This is a genomic window from Gardnerella sp. DNF01159 (genome assembly GCF_049244215.1).
Taxonomy (GTDB): Bacteria; Actinomycetota; Actinomycetes; order Actinomycetales; family Bifidobacteriaceae; genus Bifidobacterium; species Bifidobacterium swidsinskii.
Map to the genome: position 1 here is coordinate 1,450,297 of NZ_CP058387.1, position 18,928 is coordinate 1,469,224.

At 42.1% G+C, this 18,928-nt stretch carries 12 protein-coding genes and 3 tRNA genes; 2 read left to right on the forward strand and 13 right to left on the reverse strand.

Annotation, left to right across the window (positions count from 1 at the left end; translation table 11 throughout):
* Positions 1–70: 70 nt before the first annotated feature.
* The 6 genes from HXT39_RS05845 to HXT39_RS05870 form a co-directional block, all read right to left on the reverse strand.
* Positions 71–1,495 carry a cell division protein gene (locus HXT39_RS05845; RefSeq protein WP_012913801.1) on the reverse strand — a complete coding sequence of 475 codons (1,425 nt, stop codon included), beginning with the start codon at positions 1,493–1,495 and terminating at the stop codon, positions 71–73.
* Between the two features lie 176 nt (positions 1,496–1,671).
* Complete coding sequence (locus HXT39_RS05850; RefSeq protein ID WP_012913800.1) at positions 1,672–2,637, reverse strand: polyphenol oxidase family protein; 966 nt, start codon at positions 2,635–2,637, stop codon at positions 1,672–1,674.
* A gap of 14 nt (positions 2,638–2,651) precedes the next feature.
* Positions 2,652–3,515 carry an aldo/keto reductase gene (locus HXT39_RS05855; protein ID WP_012913799.1) on the reverse strand — a complete coding sequence of 288 codons (864 nt, stop codon included), beginning with the start codon at positions 3,513–3,515 and terminating at the stop codon, positions 2,652–2,654.
* A gap of 246 nt (positions 3,516–3,761) precedes the next feature.
* Positions 3,762–6,542 (reverse strand): polyribonucleotide nucleotidyltransferase, encoded by a 2,781-nt coding sequence (locus HXT39_RS05860; RefSeq protein ID WP_103013783.1) that lies wholly within the window; start codon positions 6,540–6,542, stop codon positions 3,762–3,764.
* A 345-nt stretch (positions 6,543–6,887) separates the two neighbouring features.
* Complete coding sequence (gene rpsO / locus HXT39_RS05865) at positions 6,888–7,157, reverse strand: 30S ribosomal protein S15 (protein ID WP_004109774.1); 270 nt, start codon at positions 7,155–7,157, stop codon at positions 6,888–6,890.
* 130 nt (positions 7,158–7,287) lie between these two features.
* Complete coding sequence (locus HXT39_RS05870; RefSeq protein WP_004109776.1) at positions 7,288–8,031, reverse strand: hypothetical protein; 744 nt, start codon at positions 8,029–8,031, stop codon at positions 7,288–7,290.
* 227 nt (positions 8,032–8,258) lie between these two features.
* Here HXT39_RS05870 and HXT39_RS05875 point away from each other — a divergent pair, with 227 nt between their 5' ends.
* A complete protein-coding gene (locus HXT39_RS05875) occupies positions 8,259–8,945 on the forward strand; it encodes a DedA family protein (RefSeq protein WP_004109778.1) in 687 nt (228 codons plus the stop codon).
* A gap of 115 nt (positions 8,946–9,060) precedes the next feature.
* A tRNA-Ala gene (locus HXT39_RS05880) sits at positions 9,061–9,133 on the forward strand.
* Between the two features lie 89 nt (positions 9,134–9,222).
* Here HXT39_RS05880 and HXT39_RS05885 read toward each other — a convergent pair.
* The 7 genes from HXT39_RS05885 to gltX form a co-directional block, all read right to left on the reverse strand.
* Positions 9,223–11,556 carry a hypothetical protein gene (locus HXT39_RS05885; protein WP_103013782.1) on the reverse strand — a complete coding sequence of 778 codons (2,334 nt, stop codon included), beginning with the start codon at positions 11,554–11,556 and terminating at the stop codon, positions 9,223–9,225.
* 35 nt (positions 11,557–11,591) lie between these two features.
* Positions 11,592–13,505 (reverse strand): serine/threonine protein kinase, encoded by a 1,914-nt coding sequence (locus HXT39_RS05890; protein WP_012913797.1) that lies wholly within the window; start codon positions 13,503–13,505, stop codon positions 11,592–11,594.
* A 190-nt stretch (positions 13,506–13,695) separates the two neighbouring features.
* Entirely contained in the window at positions 13,696–15,057 is a 1,362-nt protein-coding gene (gene murA / locus HXT39_RS05895) for a UDP-N-acetylglucosamine 1-carboxyvinyltransferase (protein ID WP_004109784.1), read from the reverse strand.
* 91 nt (positions 15,058–15,148) lie between these two features.
* On the reverse strand, positions 15,149–16,441 hold the full coding sequence (locus HXT39_RS05900) for a metallophosphoesterase (RefSeq protein ID WP_004109786.1): 1,293 nt from the start codon (positions 16,439–16,441) through the stop codon (positions 15,149–15,151).
* 531 nt (positions 16,442–16,972) lie between these two features.
* Positions 16,973–17,044, reverse strand: a tRNA-Gln gene (locus HXT39_RS05905).
* A gap of 40 nt (positions 17,045–17,084) precedes the next feature.
* A tRNA-Glu gene (locus tag HXT39_RS05910) sits at positions 17,085–17,157 on the reverse strand.
* Positions 17,158–17,342: 185 nt separating this feature from the next.
* Positions 17,343–18,905, reverse strand: a complete 1,563-nt coding sequence (gene gltX / locus HXT39_RS05915) for a glutamate--tRNA ligase (RefSeq protein WP_103013781.1) — start codon at positions 18,903–18,905, stop codon at positions 17,343–17,345.
* Positions 18,906–18,928: the final 23 nt, after the last annotated feature.

Consider the following 18,928-nt stretch of genomic DNA (forward strand, 5'->3'; position numbering starts at 1 on the left):
ATTTATTCAAATACCAGCACATTCTAGCGTACGATGTTTAAGCCAATCTACAAATTTTACAATATTTTCTTTATTGATTATCTGTGTCTTGGTCTTCTTGAGACTCGTTAGCTTCTTCAGATTCAGCCAACGCAGCTTGAACATCTCGCTGAGCCTGCTTCGCATCTGCAGAAGATTGAACATCCGACGAATCCTCATTATCGTCAGAAGCTTGCGCAACTTGTTGGTTTTGTTGAGCATCCCCAAAATCAAATCCAGAGAAAGCATTCGCAAACAGCGAACGCAATTCCGTAACGCGCTGCGTAATAGTTGCCTCACGATGCTGCAATTGGGTTAATCGAGTCGTCATGCCATCAAGCTCTTGCTGCGCTGCAGCTCTACGCTCTTCAACCTGAGCAGTTGCCTCCTGCATAGCTTTGCGCACAATATCAGCAGCCTGACTATCCGCAGCCTGATGCGTTTGCGCTGCATATTCGTCAGCTTCTTGATGAACAGTTTTTGCGCGATCAACCAAAGCATCTGCTTCTTCCTGAGCTGCTCTTTCTTTCTCTTTCAAACCAGAAAGCAAGGCATTGACTTTCTTTGTAGCTTCCTCCTGTTGAGCAGCAATATCTGCTCGAATCTGCTCAACTTCTGCACTAACTTGGCTTAACGTACGCGTGCGTTCAACTTGAGCATCATCTGCAATTTCTTGAGCTTTAGCAGCAGCAGCATCCGTAATTTCGCCAGCTTTGCGCTGTGCGTCAGCCATCATCTTCGAAGCGTGTTCGCGCATATCAGCAAGCTTTTTATTTGCTTCTGCAAGAGCAGATTCAATCTGATCGTTTGTTTCAGCTTTAGCACGTGCAATCTCTTCGTTTGCAGCCGCACGCTGCTCAGCAATTTTTTGCGCAGCTTCCGACTTAAGTTGCGAAATGCTGCTTTCTTGCTGAGCGCGCTCAGAAGCCATGCGCTTCGTATGTTCTTCTTGAGTGTTTTGTAAAGCTAATTCTGCAGCGTCTTTTTGAGCTTGCACATCTTTAGCAGTAGTATCGCGCAAACGTGCAGAATCTTCTTGTGCAGCTTGCATAAGTTGTGTCGACTTTTGCGTGGCATTGGAAAGCATTGTGTCTGCTTTAGTTTGTGCTTCTTGCATTAAATGTGCAGCATCCAGTTTTGCATTGTTCAGCAAAGTTCCAGCTTGTGCTTGTGCATTCTTTTTAATTGATGCAGCATCTTGCTTAGCGCGCTCAAGCAATTGAGAACTAGTCTGCTCTGCAGATGCCAGCAATTGCTGCGCATTTGCACCTAAGGATGCAAAAGTATTTCCGCTTTTTGCACGTTTTACATTATTTTTTTCTTCTTGCAATTGCGCTTGTAATTGCAAAATTGATTCATCGCTTGAACGCACTTGTTCACGCAGACGAGAAATAGTACGCTCATAGTTTGCAAATGCTTCATTTACCTTGTCTTTATCGTACCCACGCAACGCGGTTGGGAATAAATCAGCCACCATAATATTCCTTTCACAAGCCCCCACACAGCTGCACAAAACGCTGTGCTACACCATCAGAATCAACGCTATCACTTACAAGCAAAAAACACTCGTGTGTTGCGCACGTTTTTGCTAAGCTCACACAACTGCACTTACTACCTAGCTCAAATACAGTAATGTTTATATAGCATATGCGATTATTTGTCGCGAATTACTAAAGCAAGAAGTCTACCTTCATGCGATTTTCCAGCTAAACTAGCACGTCGATGAGAATACCATAGCGGATTTTCCAAAGTGCACATTGGGTTTTGCAAATTTTGCAAACGTTCCGGCAAAGACTCGCCTTCCCCATCTACTTCGCAAATCGTGCGCAATTCCTCATCTTCCTGCAAATATTGCGTAGCTGCAGTAACTCTTGGCAAAGCGTCAACAATATTCGCAACTCCTGCGATCGCTAAATCAATGCGTGCAGCTTCAGCAATATCAATACCAATTCCACCGAAACGCGTTTTTGTTACAGTTTGCGGATAACGTTTTTCAAAATCGCGCGCAATACTCTCACCAACTTCGTAGCAATCTCCACAAATACACGGACCGAGCACTGCTTCTATACGAGAACGCTCAGCTCCCTTTTCGCACATTGCTTCGATGACAGCATCGAGTACGCCAGCCATCAATCCTTTTCGCCCACAATGCGCTGCAGCGATTACTCCAGCTTCGTCGTCCGCAAGTAAAACTGGCAAACAATCTGCCGCAAACATTCCTAAAGCAAGCGAGCACGCAGTTGAAACTTGCGCATCCGCCTCAATTCTCAATTGCGAATCTGCAAAACCTGTTGCATCAAAGCCGTAAGAAGTATTCCATGAATCTACTACACTATCTGCGTCAAATACTTCTCTGCTATGAACTTGAGCAACAAGCGACAAGTCTGCTTGCAAAGCTTTCTGTAAAGCTGCGCGATTGCTTGCTACAGCCTCCTCACTATCTCCTGCGCGTCCGCCTAAATTAAGTGAAGCAAATGAACCTTCAGAAATTCCACCCAGTCTAGTAGTAAAAACTGCATGAGTGCGAGACCCTAACGGCACTGGAATGGTTACAGGAATTGGCGTACCGTCCTCATCTTCGTGAGGCAATGGCATACCAGTTACGCTTGTTTCTTGCATTTTATTGTTTTCTTTCAGCCTAAATAAGCCAATTCTTCATTGCTTAATTGCAAATCGGAAGCTTTCAAACTATCTAAAATTGTAGCTGGTCTGTGAGCTCCAGGAATGACAAATATGTGATCGCCTTTAGCGAGCTCCCAAGCCAAAACTACTTGCTGATAGCTTACGCTATGATTTTCGGCAACTTTGCGGAATGGATCGAAAAGATGCTCGTCATAAGGATGACGGAATCCACCTAATGGACTCCAGCAAACAAAAGCAATTCCAAGCTTTTCGCAATATTGCAACGTATCTTCATTCTCTAAATGAACTGGAGAATATTGATTTTGTACTGCTACTAGCTTTTCTCCTAAAATGTTGCGCGCAATATCGATTTGCTCCACAGAAGCGTTAGAAATACCGATTTCTCGAGCCACACCTTCATCAAGCAACTCCTGCATTGCTTCAATAGACTCATTGTATGGAACTTCTGGATCTGGCCTGTGGAAGTAAAGCAAGTCAATAGTGTCAACGCCTAGAGTCATTGCAGACTCTTTGGCATGCGCAATCAAATGCTCTGGCTTACCATCCTTACCCCACGTTGGTCGCCCGTCAGTAAAGTTACGGAAGTGACCGACTTTAGTAGCAACCAAAATAGAAGATTTGTCGCCTTTCCAGCTTTCTAAAGCCTCACGAACAAGCTTTTCGCCAGTTTGTTCTTCACCACCAGAGCAGTAATATGCCCAAGCTGTGTCAATATGCGTACAACCTGCATCAAGAGCTGCGTGGATTGTTTCAATTCCCATATCGTGACCAAGATTGTTTTCTATTGTCAATGGCATTTCGCCAAAACCAATAGCGGTTGTATCAAACGAACCTAATGCGCGATGCATAACCATATTTCACCCCTATTTTGTAAGTTTTATATTTTTCGTGAGTATTTATTATTGCATTACGCTACTTTACGCGGTCACAATATTTTACTACTTTTTATATTTTATTTTATTGCACAGATTGCATAAAACATTTAAATAGCTATCTAAAAGAAATGCCTCCAAACGCAAACGCAGCTTGAAGGCACTTCTACGAATATTTATTTTTATTTAGTATCTAGCAATAATTTTGCTTTAATACTATTTGCGCAATTAATCTTCCTCAAATGGATCAAAATCGCGACGCACGCGGCGACGAGGACGCTCTGCGCGCTCTTCGCGAGCCGAACGATACTCGTCATAGTGATCGTCATCAGCTGCATAACGCGGCTTTCTATCAGATACGCGACGATTTTCTGAATCTCGACGATTTGAGCGATCTTCACGGTCGTCACGATCTGCACGATCGTCACGGTCATCGCGATTTTCGTAACGATCGTCACGGTCATCGCGCACGCGGCGACGAGGACGCTCATCAAAATCGTTATCGCTGTAACGGTTATCGCGATCTGCACGATCTGCACGACGGTCGTCTCGACGAGTGTTGCGGTCATCATAACGGTTATCGCGATCCATGTATCGGTCATTTCGATCCATGCGATCTCGATCGTCACGGTCATCGCGCATGCGGCGACGAGGACGCTCATCGCGATCTGCACGATCCGCACGGTCATGATTATCGCGATCGTCACGGCGAGAACGACGGTAATCGCCACGAGAGTCACGAGAATCGCGATCGTCGCGAGAACTGCGGGAACGATTTTCACGCACTGCTGGAGCAGAAGATTCTTGATCTTCAAAACCTGGAATAGCCAAAGAAATCTTGCCACGCTCATCTACGCTTTGTACGATAACTTCAACATTATCGCCTTCCTTCAGCACATCTTCAACAGTGTCAATGCGCTCACCATTTGCTAAATTGCGAATCTGTGAAATGTGAAGCAAACCGTCAGTTCCAGGAGTCAAATTCACAAAAGCTCCAAAGCTTGTGGTCTTAACAACCTTGCCCGTGAAAGTTTCACCAGCTTTTGGCACACGAGGATTTGCAATAGAATCGATGATTCCCTTAGCTTTCTCAGCAGCTTCTCCGCCTTCAGAAGAAATGTAAACAGTACCGTCATCTTCAATAGCGATTTCAGCACCAGTTTCTTCCTGAATTTGGTTAATCATCTTGCCCTTAGGCCCAATTACCTCACCAATCTTGTCTACAGGAATTGTGGTTGTAATAATGCGTGGAGCGAATGGACTCATCTCAGCTGGGCAATCAATGCATTCGTTAATAACTTCAAGAATCGTTGCACGAGCTTCATGTGCCTGCTGCAAAGCGGCAGCCAAAATATCAGCTGGAATACCATCAAGCTTCGTATCGAGCTGCAAAGCAGTGATGAATTCAGAAGTACCAGCAACCTTGAAGTCCATATCACCAAATGCATCTTCTGCACCGAGAATATCAGTCAAAGTCTTGAAGATATGCTTTCCATCAACATCACCAGAAACTAAGCCCATAGCAATACCAGCAACTGGAGTCTTCAAAGGCACGCCAGCAGCAAGCAAAGAAAGCGTAGAAGCACAAACGGAACCCATAGAAGTAGAACCGTTAGAACCAATAGCTTCAGACACCTGACGAATAGCGTATGGGAACTCTTCGCGACCTGGCAAAACTGGAACCAAAGCCTTCTCAGCTAAAGCACCGTGACCAATTTCACGACGCTTTGGAGAACCAACGCGACCAGTTTCACCAGTGGAGTATGGAGGCATTTCGTAATTATGCATATAACGCTTAGTCTGTGGACCAGAAAGCGCATCAACCTGCTGCTCCATCTTAAGCATATTCAAAGTAGTCACACCCAAAATCTGAGTTTCACCACGCTGGAAAAGTGCAGAACCGTGTACGCGAGGCACAACATCAACTTCTGCAGAAAGCGTACGAATATCGCGCAAACCACGACCATCAATACGATAATCTTCAGTCAAAATACGACGACGAACAATTTGACGCTGCAATTCTTTAAACGCATTGCCGAGTTCCTTTTCCTTTTCGGCTTCGTCCATATCAGTGAATTCTTCAGCAATTGCAGCACGCACGCCTTCCTTAATTTCAGCGATGCGATCTTGACGAGGAAGCTTTTCAGCAATAGAAAGAGCTTCATTCAAATCAGCATGAGCAATCTCGTCAATACGAGCATAAAGTTCGTCAGTATATTCTGGGAAGAGTTGGAATTCCTTAGTTTCCTTAGCTGCAATACGCTTCAACTCATTTTGAGCATCGCAAATAACCTTAATAAATGGCTTTGCAGCTTCCAAACCTCCGGCTACGACTTGCTCATCTGGCTTGGTTTGACCATCATTGTAAATCAAATTCCAAGCATTCTTACCAGCACCAGCCTCAATCATTGCAATAGCAACATCGCCGTTTTCAATCACACGACCAGCCACAACAATCTCAAATACTGCACGCTCGCGCTCACTCCAACGTGGGAAAGCAACCCACTGGCCATCAATCAAAGCCAAACGAACGCCAGAAACTGGGCCCTCAAATGGCAAACCAGAAATCATAGTAGATGCAGACGCCGCATTCAAAGCAATAACATCGTAAGCATCATCTGGATTAATTGCCAAAATTGTTTCAACAACTTGCACTTCGTTACGTAAAGTGTGTGGGAACAACGGACGCAACGGGCGATCAATAATACGGCATGCCAACGTTGCTTCGTTAGAAGGACGACCTTCACGGCGGAAGAACGAACCTGGAATCTTTCCAGCAGCATACATTTTTTCTTCCACATCAACAGTTAATGGGAAGAAGTCGTAATTTTCCTTCGGACTAGATCCTGCAGTCGTCGTCGACAAAATCATGGAATCGTCATCCAAATATGCGGCAACAGCACCATCTGCTTGCTGAGCAAGTCGACCAGTTTCAAAGCGTAGCGTACGCTTACCAAATGAACCATTATCAATAACGGCTTCTACAGCCTTAATTTCGGGACCCTCCACGGGTTCCTCCTTTTCTTAACTTACCTAATCAACCAACATGCGTAATAACATTGACGACTTCGCATTATTACTTATATGCGAATATTTGCACTCTTTGCAACACTTGCGTTACGTCAATATTTCGTAGTGTTTTTTGTTTCGGTTACTTCAATCATCCGTATTCAGTTATACATCAATCTTTAATTATTTTTTGAATTATTCGTTAATTCTTTTTAGTTATAAATTTTAAATATTGTTCACAACACTTACCCCAAATCTGTGAATATGTGAACAATTTTTATGCGTACACGTACCTGCGTACAGCACAAAGAATACAAAAGCCCGAGCTAAGCCCGGGCTACAAGACTATCGACGCAAGCCAAGTCGTTCAATCAAAGAACGATAACGGTTGATGTCAACACGCTTCAAGTAATCGAGAAGACGACGACGATCACCAACCATGAGCAACAAGCCACGACGAGAATGATGATCGTGCTTGTGCTCCTTCAAGTGCTCAGTAAGGTCAGCAATGCGCTTGCTAAGCAAAGCGACCTGCACTTCTGGGGAACCCGTGTCACCCTCGTGCGTCGCGTATTCGTTGATAATATTCTTCTTATCTTCAGCCGTTAATGCCACGGCGTCCTCCTTAATATCACTGCGCGGTGCCACAACCTTCTGCTGTAGCGCTCTCAATCCGCGGGCGTTACACGCCAAGTCTCTATCATACAACCACTTGCAAACAACTTATTTTCGCAAAATCCAAATATTACATTGCGGTCATAAAGCCACCAAATAGCACAACTAGAATTGCCAAAACCTCAATCGCATAAAACATTATGAACGACGCCCAACTACGCGTAAGAACATTCAAAGCCGAGGTTTTAGGAACAATGACAAGCAAACCAACAAAAATGACAGCAAATACAGCTACTCCAATACCTGCAGAAATAATGCCAAGATTTGCCGCATTCGCTAAACCTGAAGCATGACCATAGACCACATACGTCGAATACCAGAAGCTCATGTTTAGCATGCATAATCCGGCAATAAGTTGTTCTAAAGCCAGAAAAACAGCAAACATTATCCGCCAAATCCAACGATGAGTGTCAATTAACGCCATAGCAAGACTTGTAAAAGCAGACACTGTGATTACCCACGAAATAAAAACAACACCTTGCGAAGATAATCCAGAGCAATGCGAAATAACCCATGAAGTATGACGAGCGGCCATAGTGCGACCAATCCAATACGGAATAACAATAGCGACAAGCAGAACGCCAAAATAAATCCACCAATTCTTTGGATTAGAATGCTTACGAGAAAAATCAGCAATCGATAAGTCTGTTTCCGGCAAACCAATGTTTACATATTCGTCAGGAATTTTGCTTTTCGAATCATCATTCTTTTTTAAAACTTCATTAGCATTGATTACACGAGCAGAACGTTTCCTAGGCTTTAGCGGAGCAAAACTTTGTGGATATTCACCATCATGCTCATCATTTAACTTCATACGTTACTTCTCCTGCCAATCTTTAATTGCCAAGCAATTTCTCAAGTTTTAACCATGCAACATTACATTACTAACTATTATTGTATGTTATAACGCAATTAACTGATAGCGTGTGCACAAAAAGTGTCAACCGTTTATGGCGACTGCTAGGCTCAAAATAACAGTTGTTTCGCTTGATTTTTAATTAACAAGCGTCACTAAATACGCAAAATTTATGACAGGACATTATGGGATTTATTCATTTTATTGTTAACCTACTCAAGGATCCACGCTCAGCTATTGCAAGTTGGATTGCAATGGGCACAGCTCCAGCATTAGGCCTTATTTTTCTCATTGTTTTTATTGAAACAGGCGTAGTATTCTTCCCATTCCTTCCAGGAGATTCACTTCTTTTCGCAGCAGGGTTTTTTGCAGCTCCTGACGCTCAAACAGGTCATAGCGCGCTTCCACTTCCACTATTACTTGCCGTAGTGTGGCTAGCCCCAATCATTGGCGATCAGTGCAATTACTTTATTGGTCATTTCTTCGGACGAAAGATTGTAGAATCCGGGAAAGTAAAAGCGCTCACTCCAGAACGAGTTGCAAAAACCGAAAAAATGATTGATAAATGGGGTCCGCTGGCAGTATTCTTGGGTAGATTCTTCCCATTCATACGCACTTTTATGCCGTTCATCTCCGGAATTTCTGGAATGCGCTGGATACGCTTCACACCATTTTCTGTACTAGGCGGTCTCGTTTGGTCGTCGCTTTTCACATTTCTTGGATATTTCTTCGGCAAGATTGATTTCGTACAGAAGAATTTTGAATTAGTAATTGTTGCAATTTTGCTTATCTCGCTTGTGCCAACTTTTATTGGTTTATACAAAGCGCACAAAGCAAAGAAAGCAGCAAAACTTAATAAAGAAAACAAATAAACTAGTATTTTAACTTACGACACTCAAGCACGCTGCACTACAAGAAATGTTGTTTTTATACAAGCTTTGTAGTACAGTGTGCAGAGTTGTCGTAAGATGATTTGTCTTAGACATTGGGGCTATAGCTCAGTTGGTAGAGCGCTTCGTTCGCATCGAAGAGGTCGTGGTTTCGATTACCATTAGCTCCACTGAGCCCACTGCATTCATTCCACCGCAGTGGGCTTTTTATTTTTCTCGCACAATGCCTGTCAAATCTAGCAAAACTAATTAGAATAGTTTACTGATTGTTAATTTTCTTTTTAAAAATAATGCTAATTCCTAATGCAGCACAAAGAATTGCTATAATTCCAGTGCCAATATAAGCCACAATTTCTATATAATTTACCGATTTTCGCTTAAAGGAATCAGCATTTTCAAAAGATTTTTCCGATTTTTTCACTTGCGAACGAGCTATCCAATCATCGTTATCGGAGCTATTGTCGGAATCATCATCTAAACCATCATCAGAACTATCAGCATCTTTACTCTCGCTATTTTTAGATTTTTTATCTGCTTCAGATTTTTTTACAAGCTTATTTGCAATAGAAACAATTTTTACATTTTTATATTGCAAAGTTGTTATATTTCCCGCATAATCTGCAGCTTTTACTAATACGTCGTGAGTAAAACCGTCTGGTTTTAGTTTTGTAGATAAAACTGATTTATTCACATCTTTACCGCTCCAAATACGATTTGTTTTACCATCAACATCGATTGTTACATATTGCAATGCTATGTTATCTTTTGCACTAATACGTAAAATTTTTCCTTCTTTATTAGTGCGATAAGTAGAATTATTTTGCATATCAAACACTGTTGTGATTGGAGCAAGATTATCTACTGTAAATTGCACGGAAGCTGGTGCAAATTGCAACATTCCTTCCTTTTTGCTAACTGCACTTTCGCTACAAGAATGATTGCCTGCCTTGTCTACTGACATAATGCGCACACGATAATGAGCGTTATCGGCAAAATTCCGTTTAAAAATAGTGTAAGTCAATCGTTGCCAGCCACGATCTGTGCGACTGTTTACAGAAAAATCCTGTTTTGATAAAATCTTCTCTACACCGTCTTGCATAACACTAATTTTTGCAGGACTTGCCAGTCCGCTAGGATTGAGTTCTTCAATATGAATATCTTTAGCATTTTGCAATTGTTTACGATTCATTGCTTTAGTGGAACTATCTATACTAAATGAGGAACCGCTTCTATTTATAGAAAATTGCAACTTACCAGAAATAACATGATCTACTAAATCTTTAGCACTCCACTGAAGCTGATATACGTCATCGTCTTGAATTCCATTATAAAAACCTACGTATTGCACACTTACGCTTTGCGAATCAGCTTTTCTAGACACAAAAGAACGCAATTCCTTAGCATATCGCATTCTTCTCAGCGAATACGTTACGCTTGCAGGTTTTAGCCAACGATCTTTTATAACTAATGTTGGAACTACAGCATGAGAATACGCTCCGCCTTGTTGCACTCCAGTAATAGAAACAGTTGGCGAAAGCGTATCAATAATGAATTTATTACTGATAGAAGAACTCGCATTACCCGATAAATCTTCAACACAATAGCGAACATCCCAAGAAGCATCCCCCGAAAAAGAAACATCAGCATACCACACGTTTGTATGCACACCATCGTTTTTAAAGCTTTTAGCTGTAAGTACCATAACCTGCTTACCATCAGCAAAAACTTTCGCAATAGGATAAGAATCGTGAAGCAAATACGAGAAAACGAACGAATCATCCTGTATTAATATTCTTGAAGCTCGATTATTACGAAAATATTTGCCTTCATACGATGCGTTGTTGTCATAACTAACACTCAAGCGAGGAGCAGTTTTGTCAATAACAATATATCTTGGACGCTTGCTATAAGAATTATCTTTTGTTAAATCTGAAGCATTCAAAACTGAATCAGGAATACTTAATATTGGCTTACGAGAGCGCAATTTGTTGCCAGAAAGTTTACTTTCATTAGAAATATAGTTAGTTTGCTTTGAAACATGAGAATTAGAGTCAACTCCTCCCCATATGCGTTTAGGATGCATTGTTACAGCAGCAAGTCTTATAGAGATATCTTGCAAATCGTATATTCCTTCTTTTTGCAATTCAACTCTTACTATTCCTAATACTCGAGGTCGGATCTTATAACGAATATTAACTAGCGACGACACCGCCTCAATCTTAGCTAAATCAACTTTGGCACTCACTATTTGATATCTTCCAACGCTAACAGTAGCTTTATGCGCGTTCCTAATTTCCGAAGCGTCCAATCCATCAAAAGTTATAAGTAGCGAAGCAGCACGTTTAGTAAACATGTACTCGCCTTGAGTGCGAACAGTTTTCTGTTTTGTCATAACAGAAACATTTGCTATATGCAATCCTTTGGCTGCGTTATAGCTGCTTTTTGCATACGCAATAGAATTAAGTGGCAATAATGCAACAACTATAGCAGCACTAATAAATACAATAATCCCAATATAAACGCCAATGCGAGCGCAGCCGCATTTAAATCGCTTGAAAAACCACATATCCCCCAAATTTCTTTGTTTACACATTTATTCCCTCCTTTTTATTATTCCTTTTATTTCTTTTATTTCTTTTGCAAAAAAGCTAGATTAATTTCGTCTTGAACTTTTTTGACGCTATCGATTGCGTTTTTCTTTCTACTTACAGCCTCATCATTTGACGCATGCGCTTGTTTAAGAAGATATTCTGCCTTGTCGCACATTTGCTGAATCTCTTGTTTACTGGCTCCGCTTTCTAGGAACATCGGCAACCACGAATGAATTGATTGCAAAACTAGTTCTCCAGTATCCACAAATAAAACGTCTCCGTGATCTTTCTCAACAATTTGCATTAGCTGCTGTAATTGATTCACATAATTTTTATACGTTTCTACGCTTGCACAATCTTTAGAAACATCAACAAGTTGCGCATAAGCGTCAGAAATAGCGATGTACGCGCTTAACATTTTTTGATTTGAAGCAGTATGCGATATGCCATCAGAATTAGTTTCTACAGCTTGCGAAGACGCTTTATTCGCATCTTTTTCATATTTTTGAGCCTCTTGGAACCATACTTTTGCTACTCGCATACGAGATAATCGTTCTGTTTGTGAAACTTTTCCAGAAAATCCTGCAAAATAGTACCAATACGCTTTGCCTATTTCTATAGAAATATTCAACCAATCTTTATTTACAGGACGCAAGTTTTGCTCGTATTTATTAATCAAACCAACAAAACATTGCTCTTCGTTGGCACTCCATTGCTGATCTGCAAGTTGAATTTGCAATAAAATTTGGAGAGGTTTAAATGATATTTTGCTTATATATTTCTTCTTGATCATACTATTTTGCACTTGCATTGCATGAGAAATATAGCGACACGCAATATCCGAATTGCTTTCGCGCTCAGCTAATTGCATGTAAGAATCGTAGCTTTTATTATTTTTGCGTATTTCCTCAATTCTTTTACTACTTGGCTCACCATCAAAAGATTGCTTATTTCGATTTACAAAAGCATTCCCAACAAATAAACCTAAGCAGTTGAATAAAATTACTATAAAAACTAGTACTACAACAATTAATGCCGTAATTGCATAGCGCTTTTTTCTAGGCTTAAAACTATTTTTGCATTGTTTGCGTCGCAATACATTCGTAGAGGTGTCGCATTGTTGCGAATGCTTTTCTGTATGCTCACACGCTTCCAGTGCAGAAAACATTTCGTCGCAATCTTTATATCTATGAGATGGTTTAGTAGCTGTAGCTATTGCGAGCACAGACACTAATTGTTCTACTACTTCACGATTCTCATGAGACAATAGTACAGCAGATTGCACGTTTGTTTTAGGCACTTCAGTTGGTAATAATGCGTAACGCAATGTCATTCCAATCGAATACACATCGCTTGAAGTAGTTGCTGCAGAGTTTTCGTTCAAAATTTCAGGAGCGGTAAAAATATTAGTAGCAAATCGCGCGTCGCACTGGTCTATTGTGCGCAAATCAAGCACTCCCCCGTTTGCATATAATTGCGTTGCAGCACCAAAATCAATCAAACGGACTGTGCCATCTTCTGAAATCATAACCTGAGAAGGCTTAAGATCACCGTATATAATTGGCGGATAATGCGAATGTAAATAAGAAAGTATTGAGCAAAGTTGCATACCTAAATCAAGAACAGTTTCAACATTTTGCAATCCAGATTCTTCTACAATAGATTTTAAAGAACGTCCCTTTACATAATCGCGAACAGCATAAGCTCTACCATTTTCTTCAAAAAAATCAACAATTCGCGGAATAGCTGGATGATCGCATTCCTTTAAAACATTCGCTTCAGCACGTAAGGATTGAATAATACGCCGTTGATACTCTTCGTCTCCTTGCAGAAGCGTTTCTTTAACAGCCCATTGCTTGTGCAAAACGGTGTCAACAGCAAGAAACACTGTTGAAGTGCCACCACGCCCCAGCTCACCAAGCAGCTGATAGCGTCCGCCTACACAAACCATCGTTACGCCTCCGCAATATTGAAAACTCCAACTACTCATCAAATATTTCAGTTAATTTTTTGAGTAATTGAATTACAGTTGCGACTACTGTACCGATAAATTTATGCGTAAAAAAGCTTTTTATAGCATTGTGGATAAAAGCTTATAAACCTACAAAATTCACGTTTTGTAGAAGAAGTAGAAGAATATATCAGTCGATATTAGCACCCAATGCTAAAAGTTTGCCTCTAAAATCTGCATATCCTCGATCAATTAGCGAAATTCCACGCACATTCGACGGACCTTGAGCAGTAAGAGCTGCAATCAAATGGCTAAAGCCTCCGCGCAAATCAGGTACATCAATATCTTGACCTGTCAACGGAGTAGGTCCGAAAATCACTGCAGAATGCTTGTAATTGCGCTGCTGGAATCTGCAAGGAAGCGAACCTAAGCATTCACGATAAAGCTGAATCATAGCTCCCATTTGCACAAGTGGCTTCGTGAAACCAAAACGATTTTCATAAACAGTTTCATGCACAATACTCAAGCCCTTCGCTTGAGTAAGCGCAACGACAAGAGGTTGCTGCCAATCAGTCATAAAACCAGGATGTACATCGGTTTCAATAGCAACCGGATGCAAATCCCCACCCGGATGCCAGAAACGAATTCCTTTATCTGTAACATCAAATTGTCCGCCAACTTTACGGAACACATTTAAGAAAGTCATCATTTCTGGCTGAGTTGCGCCCTTAATAAACACATCTCCGTGTGTTGCAAGAGCAGCAGAAGCCCAAGAAGCTGCTTCGATGCGATCAGTTAATGACGTATGAGTGTATCCTTGAAGCTCTTTTACTCCCTCAATACGGAAAGTACGGTCAACATCTACAGAAATAATCGCACCCATCTTTTGCAAAACGGCTACCAAATCCATAATTTCTGGCTCAATTGCAGCTCCGGAAAGCTCTGTACGACCTTCTGCAAGAACCGCTGCAAGCAAAGTCTGTTCGGTTGCGCCGACAGAAGGATAAGGCAAATGAATTTTAGTGCCATGTAAGCCATTAGGTGCAGTAATATGAATACCATCTTCGTGATCTTTATCTACATTTGCACCAAGTTTACGCAACGTCTCAAGATGAAAATCAATTGGACGGCCACCAATATTGCATCCTCCAAGCGCAGGAATAAACGCTTCTCCAAGACGATGAAGAAGAGGACCAGAGAAAAGAATTGGAATACGAGACGAACCAGAAAGAGTGTCGACGTCAGCTACATCTGCGAGCTGCACTTTTGTGGCATCAATTGTCACAATGCCTTCAGGTCCATTAACTTCAACGTCAACACCATGCAAACGCAACAAATCAGAAACTACATGAACATCGCGAATTTCAGGAACGTTTTTTAGAACAGACTTGCCAGGTGCCAACAAAGCTGCAACCATAGCCTTGCTAACAAAGTTTTTTGCGCCACGCACTTTAATAGTGCCATTAAGCGGCTTACCACCTTCTACATGCAACACATCTGCAGCGTCAATGCCACTATTGTTGTTCTGTTCAGCCGTATTGTGTGCGGACACATTTACCTCTTTCGTTCGCGCTAAAACACTATTCACTATAATACCGGCATATTTGCCAACGCGCTCATGCAATCTATTAAAACTGATTAAATTAGCGCGTAGATCGTTGACGCCATCGACGAATCAATCTAGTAAGTAATGATGGTTTACGTAATAAATCCACTTCTGGCAATTCATGCTCAGACTCAGCTGTAAGAGCATAAGTATAGGCTTTTTTGGAAGAAGGTTTGCCAACAAGATTCCCAAATTCAAGCATTTGCGTACGCGGTTCAAACGGGTGACGAATATCAAATTCAAGCAAGCGCACGCCTCTTTTAGCAGGTTCAGGACCGTAAGATCCAAAACCACATGTAGGAGTGGCAACAAATAGCATATTACTCTCGGGATCTTTAGCTGCGAAAGAATTGCGGTGATCGTGACCGGCAATTAGCGCAAAAGCTCCTGCATCAAGCAAAGCAGCGTATTCACCACTATCGGCGTCAGGGCAGCTGATTCCTTCACCTAAATACCCATCGGGCAGAACATGTTTTTCGTCAAGAGCATAATAGCGACCAGCAAAAGTACGATACCCTTCAATAGCATGTTCGCGCGCAGCAAGTTCTTGCGGAACTTCACGAAGAACACGATAATATTGCGGCAATGGAAAATGCTGAAAAACACAAATATGCTCAGGCAAATAAGAAGAAAGACCAGAAATAAACTCGATAGTTTTTTTAGAAGGGCTACCATATCCGCCGGATTTAGCATAATCTCCAGAATCAACTAAAACTATTGAAAAAACAACCTTTTCATGCTTTTCATCCATAACAGGCAAGGCAAAAGTACCAGGCTCACATGTAAAAATAATCTGCTTTGGCAACACACATTTTGTCGATTGCATAGCACTTGCAGAAGATACATTAGAAGCACTGCGATTCATGCAACATGGAAAATCTTGATATATCTTATCAAGCTCTTCATTACTCAGACCGCACTGGAAATCATGATTCCCATAAGTAACAACCCACGGAATACTGCGATCTTCTAGTGGCTTCATTAACTTAGCAACAAATTCGTGCACCTTATCAACCAATTGCTTCTTATCAGAAGCTGAAATATTGGAAGATTCCTGCCAGAGTCTACGCTGAAAAGTTTTTGCAAATACTCTTTCATAACCTGCAATCTGGTTTCCAGTAAAAACTACAAGATCTGGTCGCACAGCATCGCAAGCAGAAGCAATAAGTCGAATAGTATCTTGTGAAATACGTAACCCATCTTGAACATCTGCACACTGAAGCACCCGGAATTTACCAGAAAGATGGAACTGCAAACGTCCTAAACGAGCCGAAATAGATAAAGGAAGTGCCGCAGATGCATGAGCTTCAGATTGTGCAGAATCAGTCATACTTTAAGCATACGGCAGATATGCCGCGACTCACTCAATTTTGTGCGCAAGTTTACATAAATTATTTACATTCAAAAATACTAAATTAAGCAAATACTGATAATAAATAACCTAAAAGCGATAAAAACGTGCAATTTCAGTAAAATAGTTACAAATTCACAGACAATTCACAGGTAATCGCATTACTGCACTCAGCATAAGGTGGTTATTATATATACATCAAAGGGAAATAAACTACAAGCAAGTAGTTGAATTTGACTTTAATAACTTAAACCTCTCTTCTTCTCTTCTTTCTCTAACCCCGGTCACGCACCGGGGTTTTTGATTTTAAGGCTACATAAGAAGCGTGCGGCAAGCGTGGTAAACGGGAGTAAACGGCAAAAACTGAGCATGTATGTAAAGAAACTGCCGCTTTCACGCCAACAAGCGGCAGAAACTTTACAGCCGTGTAAAGAAAAGGTCGCGCGCTGAGACAAATCGCAGTAATACAGATAGATAACAAAAAAGCCCTCGTTCTACGAGAGCTATTCGCTGGGGTACCTGGACTCGAACCAAGAATGGATGAACCAGAATCACCTGTGTTGCCAATTACACCATACCCCAATTGACAAGCTTCGCGGCTCTTGGAACCGTTCCGTCTTCGTACCCCCGACCGGATTTGAACCGGTGTTGGCGCCGTGAGAGGGCGTAGTCCTAGACCGCTAGACGACGGGGGCTTTCATTTATCAGCTACGCCTCTTGACGCAACAAATAGCGACTTTACAACATAAAGCAAATACTTGCAACCGCGGCGTGTCGAAAATATATTAAGCATAAAACAAATAAAAAGGCGGAAATGCAGCAATAGTGCCACACTCCCGCCTTATTCAAATTTTATTTGCGCTTATAAATTATTTGTAATTTACAAATGCTCGCGTAAACCAGCCAAACGCGCCAAAGTCACGTCTTTGCCCACGATTTCCATGGACTCAAACAGTGGAGGCGAAACGCGACGACCAGAAAGTGCAACTCGCACAGGGCCAAATGCCAAGCGCGGCTTGTAGCCAGCTTCCTCAACAAGCTTCTTGTTCAAAAGCTCGTGCAAGGAATCAGTATGCCAATCAGCAGCATCAACGTCCTTCAAGGCAGCGAGCGCAGCGTCAAGAATCTCTCCTGCAGATTCCTTCAACTGCTTACGAGCGTCGTCATCTGGAGCAATGTAGCCATCTTCACTTAACAGGCTGCCAACCATTCCAGCGACCTCGCCAAGCAAACGCACGCGAGGCTGTACAAGAGGCGCAGCAGCGGTGAGTACTTCACGCTCGCGGTCAGTTAACGCATCCCAATTATCCGCACTAACTACGCCATCCTTATGCAAGTAAGGCACAGAACGGTTCAAGAAATCTTGCGGATCGAGCATACGAATATGCTCAGCGTTAATCGAAATTGCTTTATCCAAGTCAAAGTGTGCAGGATTTGCCTTAACGTCGCGCACATCGAACTTTTCAACCATCTCGTCCATAGTGAACACGTCACGATCAGGCGCAATAGACCATCCAAGCAAAGCCAAGTAATTCAGCAAGCCTTCTGGAATAAAGCCGTTATCCCTATGCAAGAACAAGTTGGACTCTGGATCTCGCTTAGAAAGCTTCTTCTTACCTTCGCCCATAACGTAAGGCATATGGCCGTAAAGTGGAGTTTCCTTAGCAATACCCATTTCCATAAGGTAACGGTACAGCACAATCTGACGAGGTGTGGAGCTCAAAATATCCTCACCGCGCAAAACCACGTTCACGTCCATTAACGCATCATCAACAGGGTTCGTAAGCGTATAAAGTGGATCGCCATTCGGACGCACAATCACATAATCTGGAACAGATCCGGCTTTAAAAGTAATTTCACCACGAATTAAATCGTTAAAAGTAATGTCTTCATTTGGCATCTTCAAGCGAAGTGCAGGTTTGCGACCTTCGTCGCGGAAAGCTTGCTTCTGTTCTTCCGTAAGATTACGATCGTAGCCATCGTAACCAAATTCAGCAGGACGGCCAGCAGCAATATTACGCTCCTTAATTTCTTCAGGAGTAGAGAAGGATTCATAAGCGTATCCTGCTTCAAAAAGCTTTTGTGCTACGTCTTTATAAATTTCCATGCGCTGGGACTGGCGATACGGTCCGTTATCTCCGCCAACATCAATGCCCTCGTCCCAATCAATATTGAGCCAACGAAGAGCCTCAATAATCTGCTGGTAGCTTTCCTCACTATCGCGCTCATTATCGGTATCTTCAATACGGAAAAGCAATTTGCCGTGAGTATGGCGAGCCTCCGCCCAGTTAAATAGCGCGGTACGAACCATACCTACGTGAGGTGTACCGGTTGGCGAAGGGCAAAAACGCACGCGAACATTCTTTGGAAGTTCAGGCTTTGCGGATTTTGTTGCATTATTAGCAACTTCTTGAGTTTCCTCGATATCAGTCATAGGTTCCATTGTGCCGCGCGTTACGGACGTGC